27 protein-coding genes are annotated in these 24,593 nt (G+C 72.5%); 14 read left to right on the forward strand and 13 right to left on the reverse strand.

Features of this window, described 5'->3' with window-relative positions; all coding sequences use genetic code 11:
- Positions 1–45 precede the first annotated feature (45 nt).
- The 3 genes from FFT21_RS18635 (at position 46) to purM (ending at position 3,210) form a co-directional block, all read left to right on the forward strand.
- Positions 46–447, forward strand: a complete 402-nt coding sequence (locus tag FFT21_RS18635; protein WP_137815179.1) for a sterol carrier family protein — start codon at positions 46–48, stop codon at positions 445–447.
- A 100-nt stretch (positions 448–547) separates the two neighbouring features.
- On the forward strand, positions 548–2,095 hold the full coding sequence (gene purF / locus FFT21_RS18640) for an amidophosphoribosyltransferase (RefSeq protein WP_137815180.1): 1,548 nt from the start codon (positions 548–550) through the stop codon (positions 2,093–2,095).
- A gap of 2 nt (positions 2,096–2,097) precedes the next feature.
- Complete coding sequence (gene purM / locus FFT21_RS18645; RefSeq protein ID WP_137815181.1) at positions 2,098–3,210, forward strand: phosphoribosylformylglycinamidine cyclo-ligase; 1,113 nt, start codon at positions 2,098–2,100, stop codon at positions 3,208–3,210.
- A 69-nt stretch (positions 3,211–3,279) separates the two neighbouring features.
- Here the strand turns inward: purM and arfB are convergent, their stop codons facing one another.
- Entirely contained in the window at positions 3,280–3,705 is a 426-nt protein-coding gene (gene arfB, locus FFT21_RS18650) for an alternative ribosome rescue aminoacyl-tRNA hydrolase ArfB (protein WP_137815182.1), read from the reverse strand.
- Between the two features lie 26 nt (positions 3,706–3,731).
- Positions 3,732–4,760 (reverse strand): LacI family DNA-binding transcriptional regulator, encoded by a 1,029-nt coding sequence (locus tag FFT21_RS18655; protein ID WP_137815183.1) that lies wholly within the window; start codon positions 4,758–4,760, stop codon positions 3,732–3,734.
- 311 nt (positions 4,761–5,071) lie between these two features.
- Between FFT21_RS18655 and FFT21_RS18660 the strand changes: the two genes are divergently transcribed.
- From FFT21_RS18660 to iolC, 6 genes are all read left to right on the forward strand, one after another.
- On the forward strand, positions 5,072–6,073 hold the full coding sequence (locus FFT21_RS18660; RefSeq protein ID WP_137815184.1) for a Gfo/Idh/MocA family protein: 1,002 nt from the start codon (positions 5,072–5,074) through the stop codon (positions 6,071–6,073).
- Positions 6,074–6,152: 79 nt separating this feature from the next.
- Entirely contained in the window at positions 6,153–7,049 is an 897-nt protein-coding gene (locus FFT21_RS18665) for a sugar phosphate isomerase/epimerase family protein (RefSeq protein WP_137815185.1), read from the forward strand.
- Positions 7,050–7,116: 67 nt separating this feature from the next.
- Complete coding sequence (locus FFT21_RS18670) at positions 7,117–8,151, forward strand: sugar ABC transporter substrate-binding protein (RefSeq protein WP_137815186.1); 1,035 nt, start codon at positions 7,117–7,119, stop codon at positions 8,149–8,151.
- 69 nt (positions 8,152–8,220) lie between these two features.
- Positions 8,221–9,303: an ABC transporter permease gene (locus FFT21_RS18675; RefSeq protein ID WP_137815187.1), complete on the forward strand. Its 1,083-nt coding sequence runs from the start codon at positions 8,221–8,223 to the stop codon at positions 9,301–9,303.
- A gap of 5 nt (positions 9,304–9,308) precedes the next feature.
- Positions 9,309–10,103 (forward strand): ATP-binding cassette domain-containing protein, encoded by a 795-nt coding sequence (locus FFT21_RS18680; protein ID WP_225978543.1) that lies wholly within the window; start codon positions 9,309–9,311, stop codon positions 10,101–10,103.
- Positions 10,103–11,047, forward strand: a complete 945-nt coding sequence (gene iolC / locus FFT21_RS18685) for a 5-dehydro-2-deoxygluconokinase (protein ID WP_137815188.1) — start codon at positions 10,103–10,105, stop codon at positions 11,045–11,047. Before FFT21_RS18680 ends, iolC begins: the two co-directional genes overlap by 1 nt.
- Positions 11,048–11,334: 287 nt before the next feature.
- Here the strand turns inward: iolC and FFT21_RS18690 are convergent, their stop codons facing one another.
- Positions 11,335–11,517, reverse strand: coding sequence for a DUF3073 domain-containing protein (locus FFT21_RS18690; RefSeq protein ID WP_137815231.1), 183 nt, complete (start codon positions 11,515–11,517; stop codon positions 11,335–11,337).
- Positions 11,518–11,701: 184 nt separating this feature from the next.
- Between FFT21_RS18690 and FFT21_RS18695 the strand changes: the two genes are divergently transcribed.
- Complete coding sequence (locus FFT21_RS18695) at positions 11,702–12,595, forward strand: DUF8083 family protein (protein ID WP_137815189.1); 894 nt, start codon at positions 11,702–11,704, stop codon at positions 12,593–12,595.
- A 5-nt stretch (positions 12,596–12,600) separates the two neighbouring features.
- Here FFT21_RS18695 and FFT21_RS18700 read toward each other — a convergent pair whose 3' ends face one another.
- The 4 genes from FFT21_RS18700 to FFT21_RS18715 form a co-directional block, all read right to left on the reverse strand.
- Complete coding sequence (locus tag FFT21_RS18700; protein ID WP_137815232.1) at positions 12,601–13,191, reverse strand: RsiG family protein; 591 nt, start codon at positions 13,189–13,191, stop codon at positions 12,601–12,603.
- Between the two features lie 198 nt (positions 13,192–13,389).
- Positions 13,390–14,244 (reverse strand): beta-keto acid cleavage family enzyme, encoded by an 855-nt coding sequence (locus FFT21_RS18705; protein WP_137815190.1) that lies wholly within the window; start codon positions 14,242–14,244, stop codon positions 13,390–13,392.
- 74 nt (positions 14,245–14,318) lie between these two features.
- Positions 14,319–15,413 carry a CAF17-like 4Fe-4S cluster assembly/insertion protein YgfZ gene (ygfZ, locus tag FFT21_RS18710; protein WP_137815233.1) on the reverse strand — a complete coding sequence of 365 codons (1,095 nt, stop codon included), beginning with the start codon at positions 15,411–15,413 and terminating at the stop codon, positions 14,319–14,321.
- Positions 15,414–15,427: 14 nt separating this feature from the next.
- A complete protein-coding gene (locus tag FFT21_RS18715) occupies positions 15,428–15,814 on the reverse strand; it encodes a Fur family transcriptional regulator (protein WP_137815234.1) in 387 nt (128 codons plus the stop codon).
- Positions 15,815–15,972: 158 nt separating this feature from the next.
- Between FFT21_RS18715 and FFT21_RS18720 the strand changes: the two genes are divergently transcribed.
- Positions 15,973–16,815, forward strand: coding sequence for an aminodeoxychorismate lyase (locus FFT21_RS18720; protein WP_137815191.1), 843 nt, complete (start codon positions 15,973–15,975; stop codon positions 16,813–16,815).
- A 160-nt stretch (positions 16,816–16,975) separates the two neighbouring features.
- Here FFT21_RS18720 and FFT21_RS18725 read toward each other — a convergent pair whose 3' ends face one another.
- The 6 genes from FFT21_RS18725 to FFT21_RS18750 form a co-directional block, all read right to left on the reverse strand.
- Positions 16,976–17,629 carry a heme-binding beta-barrel domain-containing protein gene (locus FFT21_RS18725; RefSeq protein ID WP_137815192.1) on the reverse strand — a complete coding sequence of 218 codons (654 nt, stop codon included), beginning with the start codon at positions 17,627–17,629 and terminating at the stop codon, positions 16,976–16,978.
- A gap of 271 nt (positions 17,630–17,900) precedes the next feature.
- Positions 17,901–18,206, reverse strand: coding sequence for a DUF1416 domain-containing protein (locus tag FFT21_RS18730; RefSeq protein ID WP_137815193.1), 306 nt, complete (start codon positions 18,204–18,206; stop codon positions 17,901–17,903).
- On the reverse strand, positions 18,203–19,054 hold the full coding sequence (locus tag FFT21_RS18735) for a sulfurtransferase (protein WP_137815194.1): 852 nt from the start codon (positions 19,052–19,054) through the stop codon (positions 18,203–18,205). Before FFT21_RS18735 ends, FFT21_RS18730 begins: the two co-directional genes overlap by 4 nt.
- 44 nt (positions 19,055–19,098) lie before the next feature.
- The gene (locus FFT21_RS18740; RefSeq protein WP_137815195.1) at positions 19,099–19,533 is read right to left on the reverse strand and encodes a DUF4395 domain-containing protein; all 435 of its coding nucleotides are present in this window, start codon (positions 19,531–19,533) and stop codon (positions 19,099–19,101) included.
- 351 nt (positions 19,534–19,884) lie between these two features.
- Entirely contained in the window at positions 19,885–20,355 is a 471-nt protein-coding gene (locus tag FFT21_RS18745; protein ID WP_137815196.1) for a TlpA family protein disulfide reductase, read from the reverse strand.
- Positions 20,352–21,149, reverse strand: a complete 798-nt coding sequence (locus FFT21_RS18750; protein WP_137815197.1) for an LmeA family phospholipid-binding protein — start codon at positions 21,147–21,149, stop codon at positions 20,352–20,354. The genes FFT21_RS18745 and FFT21_RS18750 overlap by 4 nt, the downstream gene beginning before the upstream one ends.
- Before the next feature lie 315 nt (positions 21,150–21,464).
- On the opposite strand from FFT21_RS18750, the gene FFT21_RS18755 reads away from it, so the two are divergent.
- The 3 genes from FFT21_RS18755 (at position 21,465) to pstS (ending at position 24,532) form a co-directional block, all read left to right on the forward strand.
- Positions 21,465–22,250 carry a response regulator transcription factor gene (locus tag FFT21_RS18755; RefSeq protein WP_137815198.1) on the forward strand — a complete coding sequence of 262 codons (786 nt, stop codon included), beginning with the start codon at positions 21,465–21,467 and terminating at the stop codon, positions 22,248–22,250.
- 34 nt (positions 22,251–22,284) lie between these two features.
- On the forward strand, positions 22,285–23,196 hold the full coding sequence (gene mshD / locus FFT21_RS18760; protein ID WP_137815199.1) for a mycothiol synthase: 912 nt from the start codon (positions 22,285–22,287) through the stop codon (positions 23,194–23,196).
- A gap of 214 nt (positions 23,197–23,410) precedes the next feature.
- Entirely contained in the window at positions 23,411–24,532 is a 1,122-nt protein-coding gene (gene pstS, locus FFT21_RS18765; protein ID WP_137815200.1) for a phosphate ABC transporter substrate-binding protein PstS, read from the forward strand.
- The last annotated feature ends 61 nt before the right edge of the window (positions 24,533–24,593 follow it).

Here is a 24,593-nt window from a genome sequence, read left to right on the forward strand (position 1 = left end):
CCCGGCGTGCCGGGGCCGCCGCTGGCGAGGTTCTAGGCTCGGATCGTGCCAACCCGCCGTCCCGTTGACCCGAACGATCTGCGTACCGCGGTGGCCCGGGTGCTGCCCTGGCTGGCCGGCCGGGCACCTGAACCGCGGCGTGCCGACCTGGCCGAGGCCGTCCGGCTGAGCCTGCGCACGCTGGAACGCGTCGCGCCTGGGCGCAGCGTGGAGGTGCGGGTGCCGCCGTTCGCGGCCGTGCAGTGCGTGACCGGCCCCCGGCACACCCGGGGCACCCCGCCCAATGTGGTGGAGACCGACCCGCGCACCTGGCTGGAGCTGGCCACCGGGCGGCTCGGCTGGTCCGACGCGGTGGCCGAGGGCCGGGTCGCCGCCTCCGGCGTCCGGGCCGACCTCACCGGCCTGTTGCCGCTGGTCCGCGTCGGGGAGGAGGTCGGGGACGAGTAGGGGATGGCGATGTGTTCCGGGCCACGGCCGCACGGGGTGTCACCGGTCGCGGCCGACCTACACTAAGGGGGCACCCGCTGGCGTCTCGAGGGAGTTCTCGGTGGTCACCGGCCAGTCAGCCGATGGAACAGCACGCTCCGACGTCCCTCCGGTCGAGCTACCCGAATCCGAACCCCGCGAGGAGTGCGGCGTGTTCGGCGTGTGGGCGCCCGGCGAGGAGGTCGCCAAGCTCACCTACTACGGCCTGTACGCGCTGCAGCACCGCGGCCAGGAGGCGGCGGGCATCTCGGTCGGCGACGGCGGCCAGGTCGTGGTCTTCAAGGACCTCGGGCTGGTCAGCCAGGTCTTCGACGAGCAGGTGCTGTCCTCGCTGCACGGGCATGTCGCGGTGGGCCACTGCCGCTACTCCACCACCGGGTCCACGACCTGGGAGAACGCCCAGCCGTCGTTCCGGACCACGGCCGCGGGCAGCGGCCTGGCCCTGGGCCACAACGGCAACCTGGTGAACACCGCCGAGCTGCGGGACCGGGCCGCCGAGGCCGGGGTGGACACCCGGTACGGCGCCACCTCCGACTCCGACCTGGTTTGCGGGCTGCTCGCGGTGACCGCCGCGGACACCGGCATCGAGCAGGCCGCACTGCGCCTGCTGCCCACCCTGCACGGCGCGTTCTCCCTGGTCTTCTCGGACGAGTCGACGCTGTACGCGGCGCGCGACGCGCATGGGGTGCGGCCGCTGGTGCTCGGCCGGCTGGAGCGCGGCTGGGTGGTGGCCAGCGAGACCGCCGCGCTGGACATCGTCGGCGCCTCGTTCGTCCGCGAGGTCGAGCCCGGCGAGCTGCTCGCCATCGATGCCGAGGGGCTGCGGTCCTCCCGGTTCGCCGCGCCCGAACCCAAGGGCTGCCTGTTCGAGTACGTCTACCTGGCCCGCCCGGACACCACCATCGCCGGCCGCTCGGTGCACGCCGCCAGGGTGGAGATCGGCCGGCGGCTGGCCGAGGAGCACCCCGCCGACGCCGACCTGGTGATCCCGGTGCCCGAGTCGGGCACGCCCGCGGCGATCGGCTACGCGCAGGGCTCCGGCATCCCCTACGGCCAGGGGCTGGTGAAGAACTCCTACGTGGGCCGCACCTTCATCCAGCCGTCGCAGACGATCCGCCAGCTCGGTATCCGGCTCAAGCTGAACCCGCTGCGCGAGGTGATCCGCGGCAAGCGGCTGGTCGTGGTGGACGACTCGATCGTGCGCGGCAACACCCAGCGCGCCCTGGTGCGGATGCTGCGCGAGTCCGGCGCGGTCGAGGTGCACGTGCGGATCGCCTCGCCGCCGGTGCGCTGGCCGTGCTTCTACGGCATCGACTTCGCCTCCCGTGCCGAGCTGATCGCCAACGGGCTGGACCTGGACGGCGTGCGCCGCTCGATCGGCGCCGACTCGCTCGGCTACATCTCGCTGGACGGCCTGGTCGCCGCGTCCGACCAGCCGCGCAGCCGCCTGTGCGCGGCGTGCTTCGACGGCAACTACCCGATCCCGCTGCCGGAGGACGCGCTGATCGGCAAGCACCTGCTGGAGGGAATCGAGAAGGGCGTCGCCGGTTCCGCCGCGCCCACGCTGCCCTCCGGGTACGGTGCCGAGGACGCACTGCGCAGGCCGTGACGATGACCGAGACCAGCTCCCACGGAGACTCAGACGTGACCATCGAAACCGCCGGGCCGAGGACCACCTATGCCGCCGCCGGTGTGGACATCGCCGCCGGTGAGAAGGCGGTGGAGAAGCTTCGCCCGTTCGCGGAGCAGGCCACCCGGCCCGAGGTGCTGGGCGGCATCGGCGGCTTCGCCGGGCTGTTCAAGCTGAAGCTGGACCGGTGGAAGGAGCCGGTGCTCGCCTCGTCCACGGACGGCGTGGGCACCAAGATCGCCATCGCGCAGGCGCTGGATGTGCACGACACGATCGGCATCGACCTGGTCGCCATGGTGGTTGACGACCTCGTGGTCTGTGGCGCCGAGCCGCTGTTCCTGCAGGACTACATCGCGGTCGGCCGGGTGGTGCCGGACCGGGTTGCCGCGGTGGTCAAGGGCATCGCCGAAGGGTGCAAGCAGGCCGGCTGCGCGCTGCTCGGCGGGGAGACCGCGGAGCACCCGGGCCTGATGGGCGACGGCGACTACGACCTGTCCGCCACCGGCGTCGGCGTGGTCGAGGCCGACGCGGTGCTCGGGCCGGAACGGGTGCGGCCGGGTGACGTGGTGATCGCCATGGGCTCGTCCGGGCTGCACTCCAACGGGTACTCGCTGGCCAGGCACGTGCTGCTGGACATCGCCAGGGTGCCGCTGTCCGGGCACGTCGAGGAGTTCGGCCGCACCCTCGGCGAGGAACTGCTCGAGCCGACCCGGATCTACACCAAGGACTGCCTCGCGCTGATCGCGGAGACCGACGTGCGGACCTTCGCGCACGTCACCGGGGGCGGCCTGGTGGCCAACCTGGCCAGGGTGCTGCCGCAGGGCCTGACCGCCAGGCTGGACCGGGGCACCTGGACCCCGGCCCCGGTGTTCGCGCTGATCGCCCAGCGCGGCCGGGTGGAGCGCGTGGAGATGGAGAAGACGTTCAACATGGGCGTCGGCATGGTGGCCGTGGTGTCCGCCGAGGACGTGGACCGCGCGCTCGCCGTGCTCACCGCCCGGCACGTGCCGGCGTGGACGCTCGGCGAGGTGGTCAAGGCCAGCGACCCGGACGCGCCGCGTGCCGAACTCCGCGGCAACCACCCGCGCTTCTGACCTGCCTGGCCGGTCCGCGGGTACCGCAAACGCCCCGGATGGCGGTCGTCAACGGCGGCGACCCCCGGGTTACTCCTCCGGGGAGCGCCGGCCGCGCTTGGTCTCCGCCCGCCGGCGCTTGGCCGCCAGCCGCCGCTCCACCGAGGCACGGCTCGGCCTGGTGGGCCGGCGCCGAGGTGGCGGCGGCTGGGCGGCCGCCAACAGCAGCTCGGCCAGCCGCTCCCGGGCGGCCCGCCGGTTCGCCAGTTGGGAGCGGAACTCGCTGGCGGTCACCGTGAGCACCCCGTCCACCAGCCGGCTGCGCAGCCGGGCGAGCAGCCGCGGACGCAGGTGCTCCGGTACCGACTGGGCGCGGCCCAGGTCGAAGGACAGTTCCACCCTGCTGTCCGCGGTGTTCACGCCCTGCCCGCCGGGGCCGGACGACCGGGAGAACCGCTCGTGCAGCTCCGCCTCGGGGATCACCAGCCCCTCGGTCACCACGATGTCGTCGGCCATGCCCCCAGCATGCCGTGCGCGGTGGGTTACGCGGGGTCCCCGGTGGTATCGAGCACGGTGCTCGGTGACGGTGCGGCGGTGGTCGCGCGGACCACCAGCTTCGGCTCCAGCAGGTGCCGCACCGGGGTGGTCCGCTGCCCGCGCACCCGCTCCAGCAGCGCCTGGCCGGCCAGCCGGCCCATCTCCATCCTGGGCTGGTCCACGGTGGTGAGCGAGATGTGCCGGAGCGCGGCCAGCGAGGTGTTGTCGTACCCGACCACCGAGACGTCCTCGGGCACCCGCAGGCCGGCGTCCTCCAGCGCGGAGATCGCGCCGATCGCGTTGAGGTCGTTGGCCGCGACGATCGCGGTCGGCGGCGGGCCGGAGGCGAGCAGTTCCCGCACCGCCCGCGCCCCGGCGGCGTCGGTGTACTCGCTGGGGACCACCACCGGGGGCAGCCCGTGCCGGCGCATCGCGGCCAGGTAGCCGCGGCGGCGGGTGCCGGACTGCGAGCCGCCACCCCCGTCCAGGTGCACGATCCTGGTGTGGCCCAGCGAGACCAGGTGGTCCACGGCCAGCCCACAGCCGGTCTGCCCGTCGTCGTTCACCGTGTCCACAGCAGACAGTCGGGAGGATCGGGAGACCAGTACCACCGGGCCCTGCTCGGCGGCGGCCGCGATCGCCGAGGCCGGCACCACCGGCCCGAGCAGGGCCAGCCCGGCCGGGCGGAAGGAGAGCAGGCTGGCCACCGCCCTGCGCTCCCTCGGCGCGCTGCGCCCACCGGTGTTGATGATCAGCTCGAAGCCCTCTGCGCTGGCCGCCTCGTCCAGCCCGTCCACCACCTCCGCGAAGAAGGCGTTGTGCAGGTCGGAGACTAGGACGCCGAGCACCGTGGAGGTGCGGCTGGCCAGCGAGCGCGCCATCGCGTGCGGTGAGTAGCCCAGTTCCGCGGCGGCGCGCAGCACCGCGGCCCGCCGCTGCTCGCTCACCTTGGGGGAGCCGCGCATCACCAGGGACACCAGGGCGCGCGAGACGCCGGCACGGCGTGCCACGTCCTCCATGGTCGGCCGGCTCACCACGCCTTCCTTTCCGCGAGTTCGCGCGCGACCGCGATCGCGTCGCGAGGACGCGCCAGACGCGCCCCGGTCACGTCCCGCGGCACGGCGCCCTGCCACCGCGATCGCGGGGCCTGGCGGCCATGCCGCGCAACGTGGTCGAGTTGGCTGCCGCGGCTTGGCGCACACATCAGGGAGCCTCCTCACCCCTCGTTGTGCCCGAAATTGGCCGTGACCCTTGACACGAGTGTGAGCGAGGCTACAGCATTAGCGCGCTCCAACCAATAGAGCGCTCTAACGATCAACCGCAGCTACCAGGACGGAGACCCCGGATGCGGATAGGAGTTGCCGGAGTCGGGCGGATCGGCGCCATGCACGCGGCCAACCTCGCCGCGCTGGGCCGGCTCGAGGGGGTGGTGCTGTTCGACCCGGTGCCCGGCCGCGCGGAACAGGTCGCCGGGCAGTTCGGCTCCGGTGTGACCCACGTCGACGACCTCGACGGGCTGCTGTCCGTATGCGACGGCGTGCTGCTGGCCACCCCCACCGACACCCACCCCGCGATGCTGCGCCGCTGCCTGGCCGCGCGGGTCCCGGCGCTGTGCGAGAAGCCGATCGCCAGTGACCTGGACGAGATGCGCGCCCTGGTGGACGAGGTGGAGGCGTCCGGGGTGGAGGTGCTGGTCGGCTTCCAGCGGCGGTTCGACCCCGCCGTGGTCGAGTTGCACCGCCGGATCCGCGGCGGCGAGGTGGGCACGGTCTACCTGGTGCGCGCCATTGGCAACGACGCGCGGCCGCCGGAGGCCGGCTACCTGCCCGGCTCCGGCGGCATCTTCCGGGACCTGCTGATCCACGACCTGGACGCGGTTCCGTGGTTGGTCGGCGAGCCGGTCGAGGAGGTGTTCGCGTCTGGGTCGGTGCTGGTCGACCAGGCCTTCGCGGCCGCGGACGACGTGGACAACGCGGTCGCGGTGCTCCGGTTCGCCGGCGGTGCGCACGCGATGCTCGCCGGTGGCCGGCACGACCCGCTGGGCTACGACCACCGCATCGAGGTGCTGGGCAGCAAGGACTCGCTGGCCGTCGGCGTGGACCCGCGCACGCCGCTGACCTCGCTGGAACCCGACGGTCCCCGGGTCGCCGAGGACGCCTACCCGGGGTTCGCCGAGCGGTTCCGCCGCGCCTACCTCAACGAGATGGCGGTGTTCGCCGACGTCGTCGCGGGCCGGGCGGCCAACCCGTCCCCGGCCCGCGACAGCCTGGTCAGCCTGCGGCTCGCGCAGGCCTGCGAGGAGTCCCGCCGCTCCGGCGCCCCGGTCCGGATCGGGGTGCCGGCATGAGTTGGCCCGTCTCAAGCCGGGACCACAGCGCGCGCTGGGGCCGAGCGGTCGCGCGCGAACTCGCGGAAAAGGACGCAACATGACCGTGAAGATCGCCGCCGCGCCGATCTCGTGGGGCGTCTGCGAGGTACCCGGCTGGGGTCGGGTGCTCCCGCCGGCCACCGTGCTCGGCGAGATGGCCGACCTCGGACTTGCCGCCACCGAACTCGGCCCACCCGGTTACCTGCCCACCCGCCCGGCGGATCTCAAGGGGCTGCTCGCCGGGCACGATCTCGACCTGGTCGGCGGGTTCCTCGCGGTGGTGCTGCACGACGCCGCGGCTGCGGAGTCCACAGTGGACGCGGCGGAGCGGTCCGCGGCGCTGCTCGCCTCGGCCGGCGCCGAGGTGCTGGTGCTCGCCGCGGCCACCGGCTTGGACGGCTACGACGAGCGGCCCACCCTCGGTGTCGCGCAGTGGCGGCGGCTGGTGGACACCGCCGCCAGGGTGCGGGACGTGGCCGCCCGGCACGGGCTGCGTACCGTGCTGCACCCGCACGTGGGCACCCACGTGGAGCGGACCGGCGAGGTGGAGCGCTTCCTCGCCGATTCCGATCTGCCGCTGTGCCTGGACACCGGTCACCTGCTGATCGGTGGCACCGATCCGGTGCAACTGGCCCGCCGGCACCCGGACCGGATCGGGCACCTGCACCTCAAGGACGTCCGCGCCGACCTCGCCGAGGCGGTCCGCACCGGACGGCTCGGCTACGCCGAGGCGGTGCGCCGGGGCATCTACGTGCCGCTCGGCGACGGCGACGTGGACGTCGAATCCATGGTCCGGTTCGTGCATGGCGCCGGTTACCGGGGCTGGTACGTGCTCGAGCAGGACACCGCGCTGGGCGAGGCGGACCCGGTCGACCTACCGGCCAGGCACACCGCGCGCAGCCTCGACCATCTCGACCGCATCATCGGTCGGCTACCCGCCGGCGGGCGGCCGTGACGCCGCACCTCCGAGGACGATGACGTCCTCGCCCTCCCGACTCCCCTTCCCCACGAGGAGACCGACAATGACGTCACCCCAGCTCTTCGAACCCCCGGCCGGCCGCCGGCCCCGCCGCGTGCGGGCCCTGCTTGGTTCGGCGCTCGCCGCCGGTGCGCTGCTGGTCGCCGGCTGCTCCGGCCCCGCGGCCAGCAACGCGCCCACCGCCACCTCCGGCGGCGGATCCGGCGGCAGCGGCGGGCCCATGCACGTCGCGGTGATCACCCACGGCACCGCGGGCGACGCGTTCTGGAACGTGGTCAAGAACGGGGCCCAGGCCGCCGGCCGGCAACTCGGCGTCCAGGTCGACTACAACTCCGACGGCGACCCGGGCAACCAGGCCAAGCTGATCGACAACGCGGTGGCCCAGCACGTGGACGGCCTGGTCGTGTCGATGGCCAACCCGGACGCGCTGAAGACGTCCATCCAGAACGCGGTCAAGGCCGGCATCCCGGTGGTCACCATCAACTCCGGAGGGAGCCGCAGCGCCGAGTTCGGCGCCATCGCGCACGTCGGCCAGGACGAGACCATCGCCGGCCAGGAGGCGGGCAAGCGGCTCGCCGCGGCCGGGAAGACCAAGGTGCTGTGCGTGATCCACGAGGCCGGCAACGTCGGGCTCAACCAGCGCTGCGACGGCGTCCGCCAGGGCTTCGGCGGTGGGCAGGTGCAGAACCTGCAGGTGGACATCAATAACCCGACCGACGTGCAGTCCCGGATCAAGGGCGCGCTGGAGTCCGACAACTCCGTCGACGCGGTGCTCACGCTGAACCCGCAGGTGGCCTCCAGCGCGGTGAACGCGGTCAACGAGGCGCACTCCAAGGCTGCGGTGGCCACCTTCGACCTGAACTCCGACGTGGCCTCCGAGGTCGCTTCCGGCCAGGTGCTCTTCGCCGTCGACCAGCAGCAGTACGAGCAGGGCTACCTGCCGATCGTGATGCTCAAGCTGTACCACGACAACGCCAACACGGTGGGCGGCGGGCGCCCGGTGCTGACCGGGCCGGGCTTCGTGGAGAAGTCCAATGTGGACAAGGTCGCCAAGTATGCCCAGCAGGGCACGCGGTAGGGAGGCGGTGTCGATGACCGTCCCCGACCGCGGCCCCGACCGCCCACTCGGGAAGGGGGTGAGGGGCCGATGACCCGCCAGACGGCGGTGCCGGACGCGGCCGCCGCGCCGGCGCCCGGGCCGGCATCGGCCGGGGACGAGCGGCTGGCCCGTACCCGGCTGCTCAACCAGCTCGTGGTGCGCCCGGAACTCGGCTCGGTGCTCGGCGCCGTGCTGGTGTTCGTGCTGTTCTCCGTGGTCACTGACCGGTTCCTCACCCCGTCCGGGGTGGCCACCTGGCTGGACGACTCCGCGACCCTGGGCATCATGGCGGTGGCCGTCTCGCTGCTGATGATCGGCGGCGAGTTCGACCTCTCCGCCGGCGTGATGACCGCGTCCACCTCGCTGGTCACCGCGATCTTCGCCACCCAGCTCGGCTGGAACACCTGGGCGGCGCTCGCCGCGTCGCTGGTGTTCGCGCTGCTCGTCGGGTTCCTCAACGGGTGGCTGGTGATGCGCACCGGGTTGCCCAGCTTCATCATCACGCTGGCTTCGTTCCTCATGCTGCAGGGCCTGAACCTGGGCGTGACCCGGCTGATGACCGGCACGGTGCAGGTGTCCGGCATGCGGTCGGCGGCCGGCTACGCGTCCTCCGGGTTCGTCTTCGCGTCCACCATGGACATCGGCGGCACCACCATCCAGGTGTCCATCCTGTGGTGGCTGCTGGTCACCGCGGTGGCGTCCTGGGTGCTGATGCGCACCCCGTTCGGCAACTGGATCTTTGCGGTGGGCGGCTCCTCGGCCAGCGCCCGCGCGGTCGGCGTGCCGGTCACCCGCACGAAGATCCTGCTGTTCATGACCACCGCGACCGCGGCGTGGCTGGTCGGCAGCATCAACATCCTGCGGTTCACCACCGCGCAGGCCAACCAGGGCATCGGGCTGGAGCTGCAGTTCATCGTCGCCGCGGTGGTCGGCGGCTGCCTGCTCACCGGCGGGTTCGGCTCGGCGGTCGGCGCGGCCGTCGGTGCGCTGATCTTCGGCATGGCCCGGCAGGGCATCGTGTTCGCCCGCTGGGAGAGCGACTGGTTCCAGCTCTTCCTCGGCGCCATGCTGCTGGCCGCGGTCCTGGTGAACAACGCCTTCCGCCGCCGGGCGGAACGGGTGAGGAGGTGAGCCGGGTGACCGCTGGACTGATCGAGGTCCGCGACGTCGGCAAGACCTTCGGCAGCGTGATCGCGCTGCGCGAGGTGTCCACTGTGGTCAACGCCGGCCAGGTGACCTGCGTGCTCGGCGACAACGGCGCCGGCAAGTCCACCCTGATCAAGATCCTGGCGGGGGCGCACCAGCACGACACCGGCGAGTTCCTGGTGGACGGTGCGCCGGTGCGGTTCAACTCGCCGAGGGACGCGCTGGAACGCGGCATCGCCACCGTCTACCAGGATCTCGCGGTCGTTCCGCTGATGAGCGTGTGGCGGAACTTCTTCCTCGGTTCCGAACCGAAGGTGGGCTGGGGACCGTTCACCATGGTCGACCGCCGGAAGGCCAAGGAGCTGACCAGGGCCTCCCTGGCCGAGTTGGGCATCGACCTGCGCGACGTGGAGCAGCCGGTGGGCACGCTCTCCGGCGGCGAGCGGCAGTGCGTGGCCATCGCCCGCGCCGTGCACTTCGGCGCCCGGGTGCTGATCCTGGACGAGCCCACCGCCGCGCTCGGCGTCAAGCAGGCCGGCGTGGTGCTCAGGTACGTGGCCCAGGCCCGCGACCGCGGCCTCGGGGTGGTGCTGATCACCCACAACCCGCACCACGCCTACCCGGTCGGCGACCGGTTCCTGCTGCTCAAGCGGGGCCGCAGCCTGGGTTGCTTCGACAAGGCGGACATCACCCTGGCGGAGCTGACCAGGCAGATGGCCGGGGGCGCGGAACTGGAGGCGCTGGAACACGAGTTGCGCGCGGTCGGCGCGGTGGACGGCGGCTGATGGCCGTCCCGGAACTGCTCACCGTGGGCCGGGTGGGGGTGGACCTGTACCCGGAGCAGAGCGGCGTGCCGCTGGCCGAGGTGCGCAGCTTCGCCAAGTCGCTCGGCGGCACCGCGACCAACGTCGCGGTGGCCGCCGCGCGGCTCGGCCGGCGGTCCGCCGTGCTCACCAAGGTCGGCCCGGACGGTTTCGGCGACTACGTCCGGCAGGCGCTGACCGGTTTCGGCGTGTCGCCGGAGTTCGTCGGCACCGCTGAGGACCTGCTCACCCCGGTGGTGTTCTGCGCGCTGGACCCGCCGGCCGACCCGCCGCTGCTGTTCTACCGGCTGCCCACCGCCCCGGATCTCACGCTCACCGAGGTCGACGTGCCCTGGGACGTGGTCCACGAGGTGCCGCTGCTCTGGGTGACCGGCACCGGCGTGTGCGCCGAGCCGGCCCGGTCCACCCAGCGCCGCATGCTGGCCCACCGCGGCCGGCGCGAGCACACCGTGCTGGACCTCGACTACCGGCCGATGTTCTGGTCCGATGTGGACAAGGCGCGGCGGGAGATCGGCTGGATGCTGGACCACGTCACGGTCGCGGTCGGCAACCGGACCGAGGCGGAGGTGGCCGTGGGCACCGCCGACCCGGACGAGGCGGCGCGCCGCATGCTGGACCGCGGGGTGCGGCTGGTGATGGTCAAGAAGGGCGCGGAAGGCGTGCTGGTGGCTACCCCGGAGGGCAGTTGGACCGTGCCGCCGCGCCCGGTCGACGTGGTGTGCGGGCTGGGAGCCGGTGACGCGTTCGGCGGCGCGCTCGCGCACGGCCTGCTCGCCGGCTGGGACCCGGTGCGCATCGCCGGCTACGCCAACGCGGCGGGCGCCCTGGTGGCCGCCCGGTTGGCCTGCGCGGACGCCATGCCGGACGCGGCCGAGGTCGAGGCGTTCCTCGCCGCCGCCGGCTGACCTTCGGGGTGGGAACACCGTCACCCCGGGAACAACCCGCCGCGCGGGTGTGCACGAACGTTCGGCATCACTCGAACGATGCCTCTGACAGCCTGTTCCGGAACCGGACCGACCCTGCGGTGACGAGTATGGGAACGCGCCAGCCGGGAACCTACTGAGCCACCCGGCCACGCGTCCGGCACTGGTGCGCAGGAAACGCGCACCGTCGCAGGGTCGCTTCGGCCGGGCACATCGAAGGGTTGGACCCGCCGTGGCGGGCGGGTCCAACCCTTCGAGTCAGCGTGCGGTCAACGACGGTACTCGTCGTACTCGTCGTCGTACGGGTCCTCGAACCTGTCTTCGTCGTGCCGGTTGCCCGAGGACTTGCCGGACAGCTCGCGCTGCAGGGCCTCGAAGTCCGTAGGGGGAGTGTTGTACTTGAGCTCTCGGGCTACCTTCGTCTGCTTGGCCTTCTGTCGGCCGCGCCCCATGGCTCGACCCCCTCGCACAGTGACGGGGCGGCCGGGGGAACGGCGGCCCCGCTCGTCTCGACAACTAGTTCCTGGTAACTACCGTACCGTGCCGATGGGGTTCCATGCGACGCGGCAGGGGTGTGGATGAGTTGATGTCCACTGCGCCTCTCCTCGCCCCGCGGCGCCGTGCCACCATGGGCACGTGCCTCAGCCGTTCGTCGCCTACCTGAGGGTGTACGAACCGTTGTCGGCGTTTGACGCTCCGTTGGCGGAGCGGCTGCGGGAGGTCGCCGAGCGCGCCCCGCTGCCGCATTCAGCCGTCGGTGAACGTGAGCGCGAGCTGTGGCTTCGATCACAGTTGGCGGCGTCGCCCCGGCTGTTGCCCGGCGAGCTCCCCAACGGCAGCGCGGACCCGGCCGCACCCCTGGACGTGCTGACCCTGGACCCCGCCGACGTGCCGGTCGACGAGACGGCCACCGTCGGGGCGGGGCCGCTGGTCTGCCCGCTGGACGTCCGGCCCCGGGCGGCCGCCGCCCTGGTGGGCTTCATGGCCAGCGCCTCGGTGCCGCTGCGCGAGGTGGCGCTGGGCGTGTCCGCCGAGACGGCGCGGTCCCGGGCGTCCTCGGTGATGGCCGAACTGTCCGGCGGCGCGGTGCACGTCGTGTCCAGCACCTGGACGGTGCCGCTGCCCTGGTTCGCCCTGTTCGACCCGGAGGCCAAGCACGTGGTGCTGGCGCCGAGGGACGACCCGGCCCGCCAGGTCTGCTGGCGCACCGCGATGACCGACGCCCGGCGGCGCACCGCCAGGGCGCACGCGGTGGCCCGCTCGGCGCTCGGCGAGGACGGCCCGGTCCGGGTGCTGCGGGACACCGGAAGGTGGCTGGAGCACTTCCACCCGCACTCGGCCGTCGAGCTGGACTACGGCGGGCTGGTGCAGCTCATGGACGACGAGACGCTGCTCGCGGATACCTCGGCGGAGGACGTCAACGCCATCGTGGCGGCGCTGGAGGTGGCCGACGCGGATGAGGTGGCCAAGCGCTACGAGCGGCTCCGCGAGTTCTGGGGCGACGTGGCCGCGCACGAGCGCTACGGCTGACGCGGTCAGTCGCGGTCGCCGGTCTCCGGCGGCTCGGCCGGCTCGCCGCGGGCGGCGGCGAGCAGTTCGTCCACCGACGCCCGGCCCTGCTGGTAGCGGCTGGCGATCTCGGCGTTCAGCCGGTCAACCACCGCCTGCACCTCGCGGCGCCGCTGGGACACCGACGCCTCCTCGGCGACGAACGTGCGCAGCGCCTGGTCCAGCTTGCCGTCGGACAGCGAGGTCACGTCGGACAGGTCCACGTCGGCGACCAGCGCCTCCACGTGCCTGCGGTGCGCCTCCGCCCGGGAGGGTTCCAGGGTCTGGTAGCGGCCGTGGCCGGTGGCCGGGCCCAGGGCGTTCACCGCGAGGATCTTGGCGAGCTGGTCCACCACCGATGCCGAGCCGCCCTCGGACCGCCGGCCCTGCTCGGCCCGGACGATGTCGATCCGCGCGTGCAGCAGCCGGCGCAGGTAGGACAGGTCCGTCTCCTCCTGGGCGGCCTCGTCCCGCAGCGCGCGCACCTCGCCCAGCGGGCGCTGCTCGATGCCCTTGGTGTAGTCCGGAGCGAGCACGCGGTCGATGCGCCGGCGCCCGCCAGGACGGACCTCGATCACATGACCATCCTGCGGCACACCGTTGTCGGACGCCAACACCTGCCACCCTCCTTGTGAGCGTTATTCAGTACCGCCCCAGCGACCACGGGCCCCACGCCCGTGCGAGCGGGCGGTGTGGCGACCGTGCCTGGCGACTGCACCGGCTCCCTGAGTAACGCGAACTTCCGAAACGACACAGTTGTGCGCTGCTGTGCATGATCAGCCTGTTGCCCGCACGCCGAGCAGCTCGCGGACATCGGCGGCGGGAAGCGGGGGGCGCTGGGCGATCCTCGCCAGACCCGCCGCCCTGGCCACCAGCTGCGCGTTGTCCTTGACCCGCTCGCCCCTGGCGTAGCTGAGCGTGTCCTCCATACCGACTCGGAGGTGGCCGCCGGCGGACAGCGCGGCCAGCATCACCGGAATGGCGGTGCGACCGACACCGGTGGCCGAGAACGACGCGCCCTCCGGGAGCAGCCGCAGCGCCGCGACCAGGGTCTCGGTGTCGCCCGGCATCCCGCCGGGGACGCCCATCACCAGGTCCACGTGCACGTGGCCGCCGGCCGGCGGGCCGTGCCGGTCGAGCAGCCGGCGCAGCGAGGCGAGCTGGCCGAGGTCGAAGATCTCGTACTCGGGCACGATGCCGCGCTCCCGCATCCGCTCGTGCAGCTCGACGATGAACTCCCAGCGGTTCATGAACACGTCGTCGCCGAAGTTCACCGTGCCCATCGTGCAGGACGCCGAGTCCGGCATGGCGTCCAGCACGCGCAGCCGGTCCCGCTCGTGGTCGGTGACCGCGCCGCCGGTGGACAGCTGCACCACCAGGCCGGTCTCCGCGCGCAGCGCCGCCACGGTCTCCTTGAGCAGCCCGAGGTCGAGGGTCGGCCGGGTGTCGGCGTCCCGGATGTGCACGTGGATCATGCCCGCGCCCACCGCCTCGCAGTCCCTGGCCGTGCGGACAAGCTCGTCCAGGGTGACAGGCAGGTTCGGCACGTCGGCCTTGGCGTGTTCGGCCCCGGTCGGCGCTACCGTGATGAGCGTGCCCACCGGGGTGGTGTGGACCGTCGACGCTGACATGGTCGCGATCCTGGCACAACTCGGCCCGCTCCGGACGCCGTACGGCACCCTCGCGCGTGGTGAAGCCGGTGTGGCTACCGCCCGAGCCGGCGGATGGCCTCGCGTCCCGGCGCGGTCTGCTCTTCGGGGACCGAGTCGGGGTCCACCGCGGCCGGTACCGCGCGGTCGTCCTTGCCGGCGACGAGTTCGGCCTCCACCGGAGCGGACCGCTTGAGCAGCGCGAGCGCGACCGGGCCCAACTCGTGGTGCCGGACCACCGAGCCGATCCGGCCCACGGTGCGTTCCCCGGCGAGCACCGGGTCCCCGGGTTCCGGCAGCGCCTCCAGTGACCCGTCCAGGTGCAGCAGCACCATCCGGCGCGGTGGGCGGCCCATGTTGTAGACCTTGGCCACCGTCTCCTGGCCCCGGTAGCACCCCTTCTCCAGGTGCACCGCGGAGCCGATCCAGTTCAGCTCGTTGGGGATCGCCTTCTCGTCGGTGTCCACGTCCAGCCGGGGGCGCAGCGACTCCACCCGCAGCGCCTCGAATGTCCAGCTCCCGGCGGCACGGGCGCCGGCGGCGGTGAGCCGGTCCCACCATGTCTCCAGGGACTCACGCGGCAACCACAGGTCGGCGGCGTCCGGTGCCGGCCAGGGTCGCCGCTGCGCGAACCCCCCGCCGTCCAACGCGGCCACGCCCTCCGGCCGCTCGGGCACGGCCACGCCGGCGGCGGCCAGCACGGTCTCCGTGCTCGGACCGACCACGGACAGCACGGCGAGTTCGGCGGTGGCGTCCCTCGGTTCGACCTTCGACCAGAACACCATCGAGCTGAGGTAGCCGAGCAGCGGCTCGGCGTGGCCGGGGTCGACCGACAGCCACACGCAGCCGTCCAGGTGGGCCAGCACGGCGTGGTGCTCGACCCGCCCGTGCGCGTCGAGCACCAGCGCCTCGGTGCCGGCGCCCTCGGGCAGTGCGGTCAGGTGCTGCGAGGTCAGCGCGTGCAGCCAGGTCAGCCGGTCCTCGCCGGGCACGGCCAGCACCCCGCGGTGCGAGCGGTCCACCACGGCCGCCCCACGCGCGGCGGCGCGCTGCTCGGCGAACGGGTCACCGAAGTGCCAGGGCACCCCGGCGTCCGGTGAGCCGTCCGGCGGCGGCACCGCGCCCGGCCGGCGGAGCAGCGGCGATGTCATGGCGGCGGTGGGGTTCACGCAGTGCCTCCGGCGTTCACACAGTCACGGCAGGTACCTGACAGAGCGAGGTGGCTCCCGTCCAGGTCGAACCCGAAACGCTGGCGCAGTGTTCCCGCCAGGTCGTCCAGCAGGTCACAGGGCACCTCCTCGACGCGGCCACACCGGTGGCAGACCAGGTGCACGTGCTCGTGCTCGTCGGCGGAGTAGGTCGGCGCGCCGTGCCCGAGGTGGGTATGCCGGACCAGGTTCAGCCGCTCCAGCAGGTCCAGGGTGCGGTACACGGTGGTGATGTTGACCGTCGGCGCGGTGCGCTGCACGTGCTGGCACACCTGCTCCGGCGTGGCGTGCCGCAGCTCCCGGACGGCGTCCAGGACAAGCTGCCGTTGCGGGGTCATCCGCATGCCGCGCTCGTGGAGCGTCCTGCGCAGCGCCGTCCGCTCGGACCGTGACCTGCTCCCCACCTGCTTGCTTCCCGCGCCCCGGCCGGGCGTCCCCGAGGACTCGGCGGTCGTGCCCACGCCTCGATCGTATGCCGGCCGGCGTGGGTAGGCTCGGTCACGTGCGCGTACTCGCGATGCTCGACGGGACCCTGACCGACCCGGACGCCCCGCACATCCGGGTCGACGACCTCGGCCTGATGCGCGGCGACGGGATCTTCGAGACGATCCTGGCGGTCGACGGCCGACCACGCGAGCTGGGGGCGCACCTCGACCGGCTGGCCCGCTCGGCCGCCATGACGGACATCCCGCTGCCCGACCGCGCGGCCTGGGAGCGCGCGGTGCAGGCGGTGCTGGACAACTGGCCGGCCGATGGGGAGATGGCGCTCAAGCTGGTCTGCACCCGGGGCGTCGACGGCGGGGATGGCACGCCGACCGGGTTCGCCCTGGGCATGGAGATCGGCGAGCGCGTCCGGGCCCAGCGGCGGGACGGCATCTCCGTGGTCACCCTGGAGCGCGGCATCGACCCCGGCCTGGCCGACCGCGCGCCGTGGCTGCTGCTCGGCGCGAAGACGATCTCCTACGCGATCAACATGGCGGCGCAGCGGGAGGCGGAGCGGCGCGGCGCGGACGACGTGGTGTTCACCGCGTCGGACGGCTCGCTGCTGGAAGGGCCGACGTCCACCCTGGTGGTGGCCTCCGGGCGGACCCTGCGCACGCCGCCCGCCCAGCTCGGCATCCTGCCCGGGACCACCCAGGCGGCCCTGTTCCGCGGTGCCGAGCGCGCCGGGTGGGCGACCAAGGTGGAGCCGTTGCGGGTGCCTGATCTGCGCGCCGCGGACGGCGTGTTCCTGGTCTCCAGCGTCCGGCGGATCACCCGGGTACACACCCTGGACGGCGAGCGGCTGACCGACTCGGCCGACCTGCACGCCGAGCTGGTCGGCTACTACGAGTCCGAGTACTGACGTTCCCACCAGCCGACCCTGCCGGGCCCGCCCGGCAGGGTTTTTCGCGTATGACCGCGGACGCCGCTGCGTAGCCGGTGCTGGTCCGCGTGCTCGGCGTGCCCGAGCGTACGGCGATGGCGTGGACGGCGGCCGAGGCGGGAACCGGCGGGGCGCCCGCTCATCCCGCCACACGTTCCAGCAGCGCGGACACGTGCGGCTGCATCGGCTGGCCGACCATCGCCCGCTCCTCCACATAGGCGAGCTTGCCGTCCACGATCCCGTACAGCCGCTTGGCCGCGTTGACCTCCTTGGCGGTCGGGGTACGCGTCACGATGTCGGTGGCCAGCTCCCAGGACGTCTGGTTACGCGGCTTGCCGAAGAAGATCTCCGCGATCCCGGTGGCATGCGCCAGCAGCACCTCGATGGTGTCGTCCGGCTGCGGCCGCCACCAGCCCACCTCGCGGGCCGCCGGCCGGATGACCTCGCCCTCGGAGTCCAGCAGCCACGCCCGGGCCTCGTAGTAGAGGAACGGCCGGCCGTCGTGCGCGAAGGTCACCTGCTGGCCGAACCGGTACGGGCCGTCGATCGTCGGGTAGACGACCTCCCCCTCGCCGCGCCACACGCCGACCAGCGGCAGCAGCGCCAGGCACCGCTCGTGCAGGTCCGGGCCCTGCCTCAGGTTGGCCGTGTCCGGGGCGACCGGCAGGTCGTCGAACTGGGGCAGGTTGCGGTCCCGGGTGTGTGCGGCGCGCTCCGCGGCGGCGCGCAGCGCGGCATCGCCGCTGCCCGGTTCGGCTCCGTTCGCCCCGGGAGGTGGTGTGTTCGGTGCCATCGTCCCTTGCTGCGCTCAGCGGTGGTCGGCGTACAGGCGGTACACCACGTAGGCGGAGAACCATGCCACCGCGAGGACCATGACAACCAGCAGGCCGGTGAAGAAGTGTTCCACGGCCCGAGGATATAAGCGCGGTAGCGGGCGACCTTCACCGTGGTGGGTGCGCACCGGGTGAGTCCCGTCTCAGTGCCGGCGCGGCCGCGGCCGGCGCCGGCACGGGGAGGGCCCGGCGGCCGAACCCCGGCCACCGGGCCCTCCCCGTGCTGCTCCGTCAGGCCACCGACACCTGCAGCTCGTGCAGGCCGGGACCCTCCGCGGTGACGGTCGCCTCACCGTTGCCGGCGCGGTGCAGCGCGCGCACCGTCCAGGAACCGGGGGCGGCGAAGAACCGGAAGTCACCCTCCGGGGAAGACACGACCTCCGCGGTGAACTCGCCGGTGGCGTCCAGCAACCGGACGAACGCTCCGCCGACCGGCTCGCCCGCGGCGAGCACCTTGCCGGTGAGCACGACCTCCTTGCCGGCGTCCACGTTGGCCGGCAGGGTGGCCGTCTGCTGTGGGGCTCCGCATCCGCTCATGCTCGGGCTTCCTTTCCGGGACCGACCTCGACCGGGACGCCGACCAGCGACCCGTACTCGGTCCACGATCCGTCGTAGTTCTTCACATCGGAGTGGCCGAGCAGTTCCCGCAGCACGAACCAGGTGTGCGAGGAACGCTCGCCGATACGGCAGTACGCGATGGTCGGCTTGCTGCCGTCCAGGCCCGCCTCGCCATAGATCTCACGCAGCTCGTCGTCGGAGCGGAAGGTGCCGTCCTCGTTGGCCGCCTTGCTCCACGGCACGTTGATCGCCGACGGGATGTGACCCGCCCGCTGCGCCTGCTCCTGCGGCAGGTGCGCCGGGGCGAGCAGCTTGCCGACGAACTCGTCCGGGGACCGCACGTCGACCAGGTTCTTCTTGCCGATCGCGTCGACGACCTCGTCCCGGAACGCCCGGATCGAGGTGTCCGGCTCCTTGGCCTGGTACTGCGTGGCCGGGCGGTTGACCTCCTCCTTGTCCAGCGGCCGGCCGTCCAGCTCCCACTTCTTGCGGCCACCGTCGAGCAGCTTGACGTTCTCGTGGCCGTAGAGCTTGAAGTACCAGTACGCGTACGCGGCGAACCAGTTGTTGTTGCCGCCGTAGAGGATCACCGTGTCGTCGTTGCCGATGCCACGCTCGGAGAGCAGCTTGGAGAACCCGTCCCGGTCGACGAAGTCCCGCCGCACCGGGTCCTGCAGGTCCTGCTTCCAGTCGATCTTCACCGCGCCCGGGATGTGGCCGGCGTCGTATGCGCTGGTGTCCTCGTCCACCTCGACGAACACCACCCCGGGCGTGTTGAGGTTCTCCTCGGCCCACGCTGCCGAGACCAGCACGTTCTCGCGACTCATCGAGCGGCTCCCACTTCTGTCTACTTCGGATGGTGTTGAGGGGTTTACTCGGCCCTCACCGGCGTCCTCCACCTGCGGATCAGCAGGAACATCTCGCAACCGAGGCAGAACCCGGTTGCCGCGTTGAGGAGGGCGGCGACGAGTGCCGCTGCGGTGGCGACCACGCCGACGGCGGTGAGTCCCGTGGCGTAGCCGATCGTGCCGACCAGCGCGAAGACGAAACCGACGCCCTGGGCGAACCGGACCGGTGCGGCCTCCTCCCGCTCGTCGGTGGGCTTCAACCGGGGCCTGACCACCGCCCGGAACACCTGACCCCACGGGTTCAGCCGCAGGCTGACGAACGCGCACAGGGCGAAGATGAGGGTCTGCGCGGCGAGCAGCCGCCACGACCCGGTGAGCAGCACAACGGCCAGGATCGCGCTGGTTATCCACGCCGAGAAGCGCGGACCTCGGGGATCTACCGGGGGATCTGCGGGCATGGCGACGGCCTCCCGAACTCGGACGGTGGAATGGGCCCGGCAGGGGCGGCTCGCGGGCGCCGATGCGCGCGGTCGGGCAGGATGAGCGGCGCGCCGGCGGGACGAGGAAACCGCCCGGTCAGCGCGCTCGACACAGGCTGCTGTCAACGCGGCACAGGTCGACTGCGCGGCGCTTGGTGAGCAGCGTGTGCATAACCCGCAGGCTACCGGAACCAACCGGCCCTCGGGAGGGGCGTGCCAGCAGGTGGAACGAGCGTGCCGATCGGGCGAACGTCGCCCCGCCGATACTCCACCCGTCCGCACGGGTTGCGCCGGAGGAATCCGCCGGTTCACCGGTGGCGGCGGGTGTGGTCAGGCCGGCAGGTACGGCCGCAGCGCGGTGAGCAGCGTGTCCGGCTTGGGTACGCCGCCGACCCGGAGCAACTCGGTGCCGCGCGGGTCGTAGGCCAGCGTGGTGGGCGCGCGGAGGACGCCGAGCCGGGCGGCGACCTCCGGGGTGTCCGTGACGTCCAACTCGACGTGGCGCAGGCCCTCGGTGCGGGAGGACAGCTCGGTGAGCACCGCCCTGGCCGGCCGGCAGGAGGTGCAGTAGCTGGTGGTCACCTGCACCAGTGTCACCGGGGCCGGCCCCTGCTCCGGGTGCAGCAGCGCGCGCACCGCGTCCGGCAGCGCGTCGCCGGGCGCGGTGTCCCCGGTACGTGCCGCGCCACCGCCCGGTCCGCCGGCGCGGCCCGGCCGGATGCGGCCCTCGCGCCGGCGCAGCAGCACGGCGACCAGCACGGTCACGGCGAGTGCCCCCAGCAGCGCCCACAGCCCGGTCATTTGCCCAGCGCCCTCCCGTTGAACGTGACGTTCTTCGCGGTGCCCTCGATCACCAGCGCGGCGTTCTCCACGTGCACCTTGGTCGGCTTGGCCGCGAACGGCAACGTGCCCGGGTCCAGCCGGAAGGTGAACATCCTGGCCACCGACTGCTGTACCACGTCAGGCACCCGCAGCGAACCGAGCGCGCTGTTGCCCAACTCCACCCGGCGCGCGGAGATCTGCAGCTGGCCGCCGACCAGCGCGAGCACCGCGTGCGCGGTGACCTGGATCTGCTGGCCGGCGATGTCGGTGCTGCCGGTGAGCTTCACCGGGGCCTGGGTGGCGTCCTGGGAACCGGACTGCCCGGACTGCCCGCCGCGCGCGTCGCCGGAGCCCTGGTCCTCCTGCGGGTCCGGCTCGATGGTCAGGTCCGGGATGCCCAGCAGCCGGCCGATGTCGCTGGCCTTGAACCGCAGGCTGCCCTCGACGTCGTCCACGGTGGCGGTGTTGGCCTGGCCACCGAGCGCGTCGGACAGCGACAGCCGCACGTGGTAGAGGTCGGCGACCAGACCGACGTCGTGCAGCTTGTCGCCGAGCGGCACCCCGTTCGCCTTGACCGTGATGTCCCGGTAGTCGCCGGCCAGCGCCTGCGCGAGGAATGGGAACCCGTTGATCCGCACGTCCGGGTCCTCGGAGAGGGCCAGCTTCGCCCGCATCTGCTTGGACACCTGGTACTCGGCGAACGCCGCCAGGCCGAAGTCGGCACCGACCAGCAGCGCGACGAGGACCAGGACACTGATCACGAGCTTCTTCACGTTCCGTCCGTTCCGTTCGTCGTCCTTGCGGTTCCGGGTGCCGCCGCGCCGAGTTCTGCCGCAGTCCGGTGTACCAGTTCCGCGGCCGGCGCGGGCCGGCCGCGCCCGTTCCGGGAGCGTGACGGGCCGCCGTGCGAGGTGAGCCAGTCGTGTGACAAGCCTGTAACACTTGTGACGATGGCCGAGCGACCTGGGCTGATGCTGGCCATGGCAGGTATTCTCCGGTTCATCTCCAGGCAATGGGGCCGGGTTGATCCCCAATTCGGCCCTGCGCCGGCCAGCTCCGGCCCGCGGCCGGGAGAAGGAGCGCACAGGATGAGCGTTGACCTGCTGCTGTTGACCAACGACCCCGATCCTAGCTCGGTGCTGCCCGCGCTCAGCCTGCTGCCCTACGACGTCCGCCCGGTGCAGCCGGAGGTGTCCGCCCTGCTGGACGCGGGACCGCACGACTCGGTGCTGGTGGACGCGCGGGTGGATCTGGCCGGTGCGCGGAGCCTCTGCCGGCTGCTCGGGTCCAGCGGTGTCGACGTCCCGGTGGTCGCGGTGGTGACCGAGGGCGGCCTGGTCGCGGTGACCGCCGAGTGGGGTGTGGACGAGATCCTGCTGCCGGACGCCGGCCCCGCCGAGGTGGACGCGCGGCTGCGCCTGGTGCGGGCCCGCTGCGCCGCGGCCAAGCAGGGCGGCGACGGGGCGCTGCAGCTCGGTGACCTGGTGATCGACGAGGCGACGTACACCGCGCGGTTGCGTGGCCGCCCGCTCGACCTCACCTACAAGGAGTTCGAGCTGCTGAAGTACCTCGCCCAGCACGCTGGCCGGGTGTTCACCCGGGCCCAGCTGCTGCAGGAGGTCTGGGGCTACGACTTCTTCGGCGGCACCCGCACGGTGGACGTGCACGTCCGGCGGCTGCGCGCCAAGCTCGGCCCGGAGCACGAGCAGATGATCGGCACCGTGCGCAACGTTGGGTACAAGTTCGTCCGCCCGCCACGGCCCGGCGGCCTGCGCCGCGGTGAGGTCGAGCACGCCGCCGAGTCAGCGCCGGACACCGACACCGAGGCGGGCGCGTCGCCGGACCCGTCGCTCTGGGCGGGCCTGCGCGGCTGAGCCGCCGTCACGCGGGTGGGTTAACGTCACCCACGTGACGCGGTTGGTCTGGCGGGACGAGCTGCCCGGCGAGGAGTCCGCCCAGGTGAGCGCGCTGCTCGAGGCGGCGGAGGCGGCGGACGGCGTGGCCCCGGTGGGTGAGCCCGCCCGCTCCCGCATCTCCGGCGGTCCCGGTGGTGCGCACCTGCTCGCCTTCGCCGACGAGCGGCTGGCCGGCTACGCCGCGCTGGACGTGGTGGGCGACGCTGGCGGCCGGCAGGTCGCCGAGTTGGCGGTGCACCCCGAGCTGCGCCGGCGGGGCGTGGGTGCCGCGCTGCTGGCCGCGCTCGTGGAGCGGGTGGCGCCCGGCGAGTCGGACGCCGAGCGGCTGCGGGTGTGGGCACACGGCACCCTGCCCGGCGCCGCGCGGCTGGCCGAGCGCGCCGGCCTGCGCAAGGTGCGTGAGCTGCTGCGCATGCGGCGGCTGCTGGACGACACCCTGCCGGAGGCGCCGCTGCCGGGCGGCGTACGGCTGCGCACCTTCGTGCCCGGCCGTGACGAGTCCGCCGTGGTGTACGTCAATCACCGGGCGTTCGCCTGGCACCCGGAGCAGAGCGCGATGACGGTGGAGGACCTGCGCCGCCGGGAGGGGGAGAGCTGGTTCGACCCGAACGGCTTCCTGCTCGCCGTGGACGCCGACGACCGGCTGCTCGGCTTCCACTGGACCAAGGTGCACCCGGACGTCGGTGGGGAGCCGTTCGGCGAGGTCTACGTGGTGGGCGTGGACCCGGACGCGCAGGGCGGCGGGCTGGGCAGGTCGCTCACCGTGGCGGGGTTGCGCCATCTGCGCGACATCGGTCAGCGGCAGGTCATGTTGTACGTGGAGGGTGACAACGCCCCGGCGGTCGCCGTCTATATCCGGTTGGGCTTCCGAGTTTGGGATGTCGATACCCAGTTCGCGCGCTGAGCTGGTATCGATTCAGCGGGGTCACGGACCGCATACGCGCAGGTCACGGCTAGGCCACAAGGGCGACACCGAGAGATGTCAAACGCGTGGCCTTCTGGCATGTTCACCCGCCGTTAACCCCTACAGGGGCATGCGTCCACCCGCGGCACCTAGCGTCCGGGGTGAGCGGCCTCTCCCGCCGCGACCCGAAGTCTGCCCCACATGGAGGAACCAGGTGAAGATCAAGCGGCACGCTGCTGCGCTCAGCCTCGTCGCGGCGAGTGCGCTGGTGCTCTCCGCCTGCGGTAGTGACAACAACACGCCGGGAACCGGTGGGGGTTCCGCAGCAGGCGGAGCGCCGGTCGCCTGTGGTGGCAAGAAGGCACTCAAGGCCAGCGGCTCCACCGCGCAGGCCAACGCGATGACCCGGTTCGAGTCGAAGTACGCGCAGGCGTGCGACGGCTACGACATCAACTACACCCCGAACGGCTCGGGCGCCGGCATCAACGAGTTCGTCGGCAAGCAGACCGACTTCGCCGGCTCGGACTCGGCGCTGAACGCGTCCAAGGGCGAGACCGACAAGGCCAAGCAGCGTTGCGACGGCAACGACGCGTGGAACCTGCCCATGGTGTTCGGCCCGATCGCGATCACCTACAACGTGCCCGGCGTGAACGACGTCGCGCTGGACGGCACCACGCTGGCCAAGATCTTCAGCGGCCAGATCACCAACTGGAACGACCCGGCCATCGCCGCGCTGAACAAGGGCAAGACGCTGCCGGACCAGAAGATCGTGGTGATCTTCCGTAACGACCAGTCCGGCACCACCGACAACTTCCAGCAGTACCTGCAGGCGGCGTCCAACGGCGCATGGACCAAGGGCGCCGGCAAGGACTTCGTCGGCGGCGTCGGCGAGGGCGCCAAGGGCAACGACGGCACCTCCGCGGCGCTGAAGAACACCCCGGGCGGGATCACCTACAACGAGTGGTCGTTCGCCAAGGCGCAGAACCTGAACATCGCCAAGCTCGTCAACCTGGGCGGCGGTGACCCGGTCACGCTGAGCGCGGACTCGGTGGGCAAGGCGATCGCGGACGCCAAGACCAAGGGCAACGGCAACGACCTCGCCCTGGACCTGTCCTCGATCTACGGAACCAAGACGCCGGGTGCCTACCCGCTGGTGCTGGCCACGTACGAGATCGTCTGCTCCAAGTACGCCGACGCCGACACCGGCAAGGCCGTGAAGGCGTTCCTGACGGTGGCGGCGACCACCGGACAGCAGGGCCTGGACCAGAACGGCTACATTCCGCTGCCGTCGTCCTTCCAGTCCAAGCTGACCACCGCGATCAACGCCATCGGCTGATCCCGGCGCCGGGCGTCGATCGCACGAGAAGCAAGTGAACCTCACGACGCAGTGGGTGCTC

Origin of the sequence: Gandjariella thermophila (assembly GCF_005405885.1) — a bacterium.
GTDB lineage: Bacteria > Actinomycetota > Actinomycetes > Mycobacteriales > Pseudonocardiaceae > Gandjariella > Gandjariella thermophila.

Bases quoted from the DNA above. Each gene is read 5' to 3' on its own strand.
- purM (WP_137815181.1), top strand. From the start codon at position 2,098: ATGACCGAGACCAGCTCCCACGGAGACTCAGACGTGACCATCGAAACC.
- arfB (WP_137815182.1), bottom strand. From the start codon at position 3,705: ATGGCCGACGACATCGTGGTGACCGAGGGGCTGGTGATCCCCGAGGCG.
- FFT21_RS18660 (WP_137815184.1), top strand. From the start codon at position 5,072: ATGCGGATAGGAGTTGCCGGAGTCGGGCGGATCGGCGCCATGCACGCG.
- FFT21_RS18665 (WP_137815185.1), top strand. From the start codon at position 6,153: ATGACCGTGAAGATCGCCGCCGCGCCGATCTCGTGGGGCGTCTGCGAG.
- FFT21_RS18670 (WP_137815186.1), top strand. From the start codon at position 7,117: ATGACGTCACCCCAGCTCTTCGAACCCCCGGCCGGCCGCCGGCCCCGC.
- FFT21_RS18675 (WP_137815187.1), top strand. From the start codon at position 8,221: ATGACCCGCCAGACGGCGGTGCCGGACGCGGCCGCCGCGCCGGCGCCC.
- iolC (WP_137815188.1), top strand. From the start codon at position 10,103: ATGGCCGTCCCGGAACTGCTCACCGTGGGCCGGGTGGGGGTGGACCTG.
- FFT21_RS18690 (WP_137815231.1), bottom strand. From the start codon at position 11,517: ATGGGGCGCGGCCGACAGAAGGCCAAGCAGACGAAGGTAGCCCGAGAG.
- FFT21_RS18705 (WP_137815190.1), bottom strand. From the start codon at position 14,244: ATGTCAGCGTCGACGGTCCACACCACCCCGGTGGGCACGCTCATCACG.
- ygfZ (WP_137815233.1), bottom strand. From the start codon at position 15,413: ATGACATCGCCGCTGCTCCGCCGGCCGGGCGCGGTGCCGCCGCCGGAC.
- FFT21_RS18715 (WP_137815234.1), bottom strand. From the start codon at position 15,814: ATGCGGATGACCCCGCAACGGCAGCTTGTCCTGGACGCCGTCCGGGAG.
- FFT21_RS18725 (WP_137815192.1), bottom strand. From the start codon at position 17,629: ATGGCACCGAACACACCACCTCCCGGGGCGAACGGAGCCGAACCGGGC.
- FFT21_RS18730 (WP_137815193.1), bottom strand. From the start codon at position 18,206: ATGAGCGGATGCGGAGCCCCACAGCAGACGGCCACCCTGCCGGCCAAC.
- FFT21_RS18735 (WP_137815194.1), bottom strand. From the start codon at position 19,054: ATGAGTCGCGAGAACGTGCTGGTCTCGGCAGCGTGGGCCGAGGAGAAC.
- FFT21_RS18740 (WP_137815195.1), bottom strand. From the start codon at position 19,533: ATGCCCGCAGATCCCCCGGTAGATCCCCGAGGTCCGCGCTTCTCGGCG.
- FFT21_RS18745 (WP_137815196.1), bottom strand. From the start codon at position 20,355: ATGACCGGGCTGTGGGCGCTGCTGGGGGCACTCGCCGTGACCGTGCTG.
- FFT21_RS18755 (WP_137815198.1), top strand. From the start codon at position 21,465: ATGAGCGTTGACCTGCTGCTGTTGACCAACGACCCCGATCCTAGCTCG.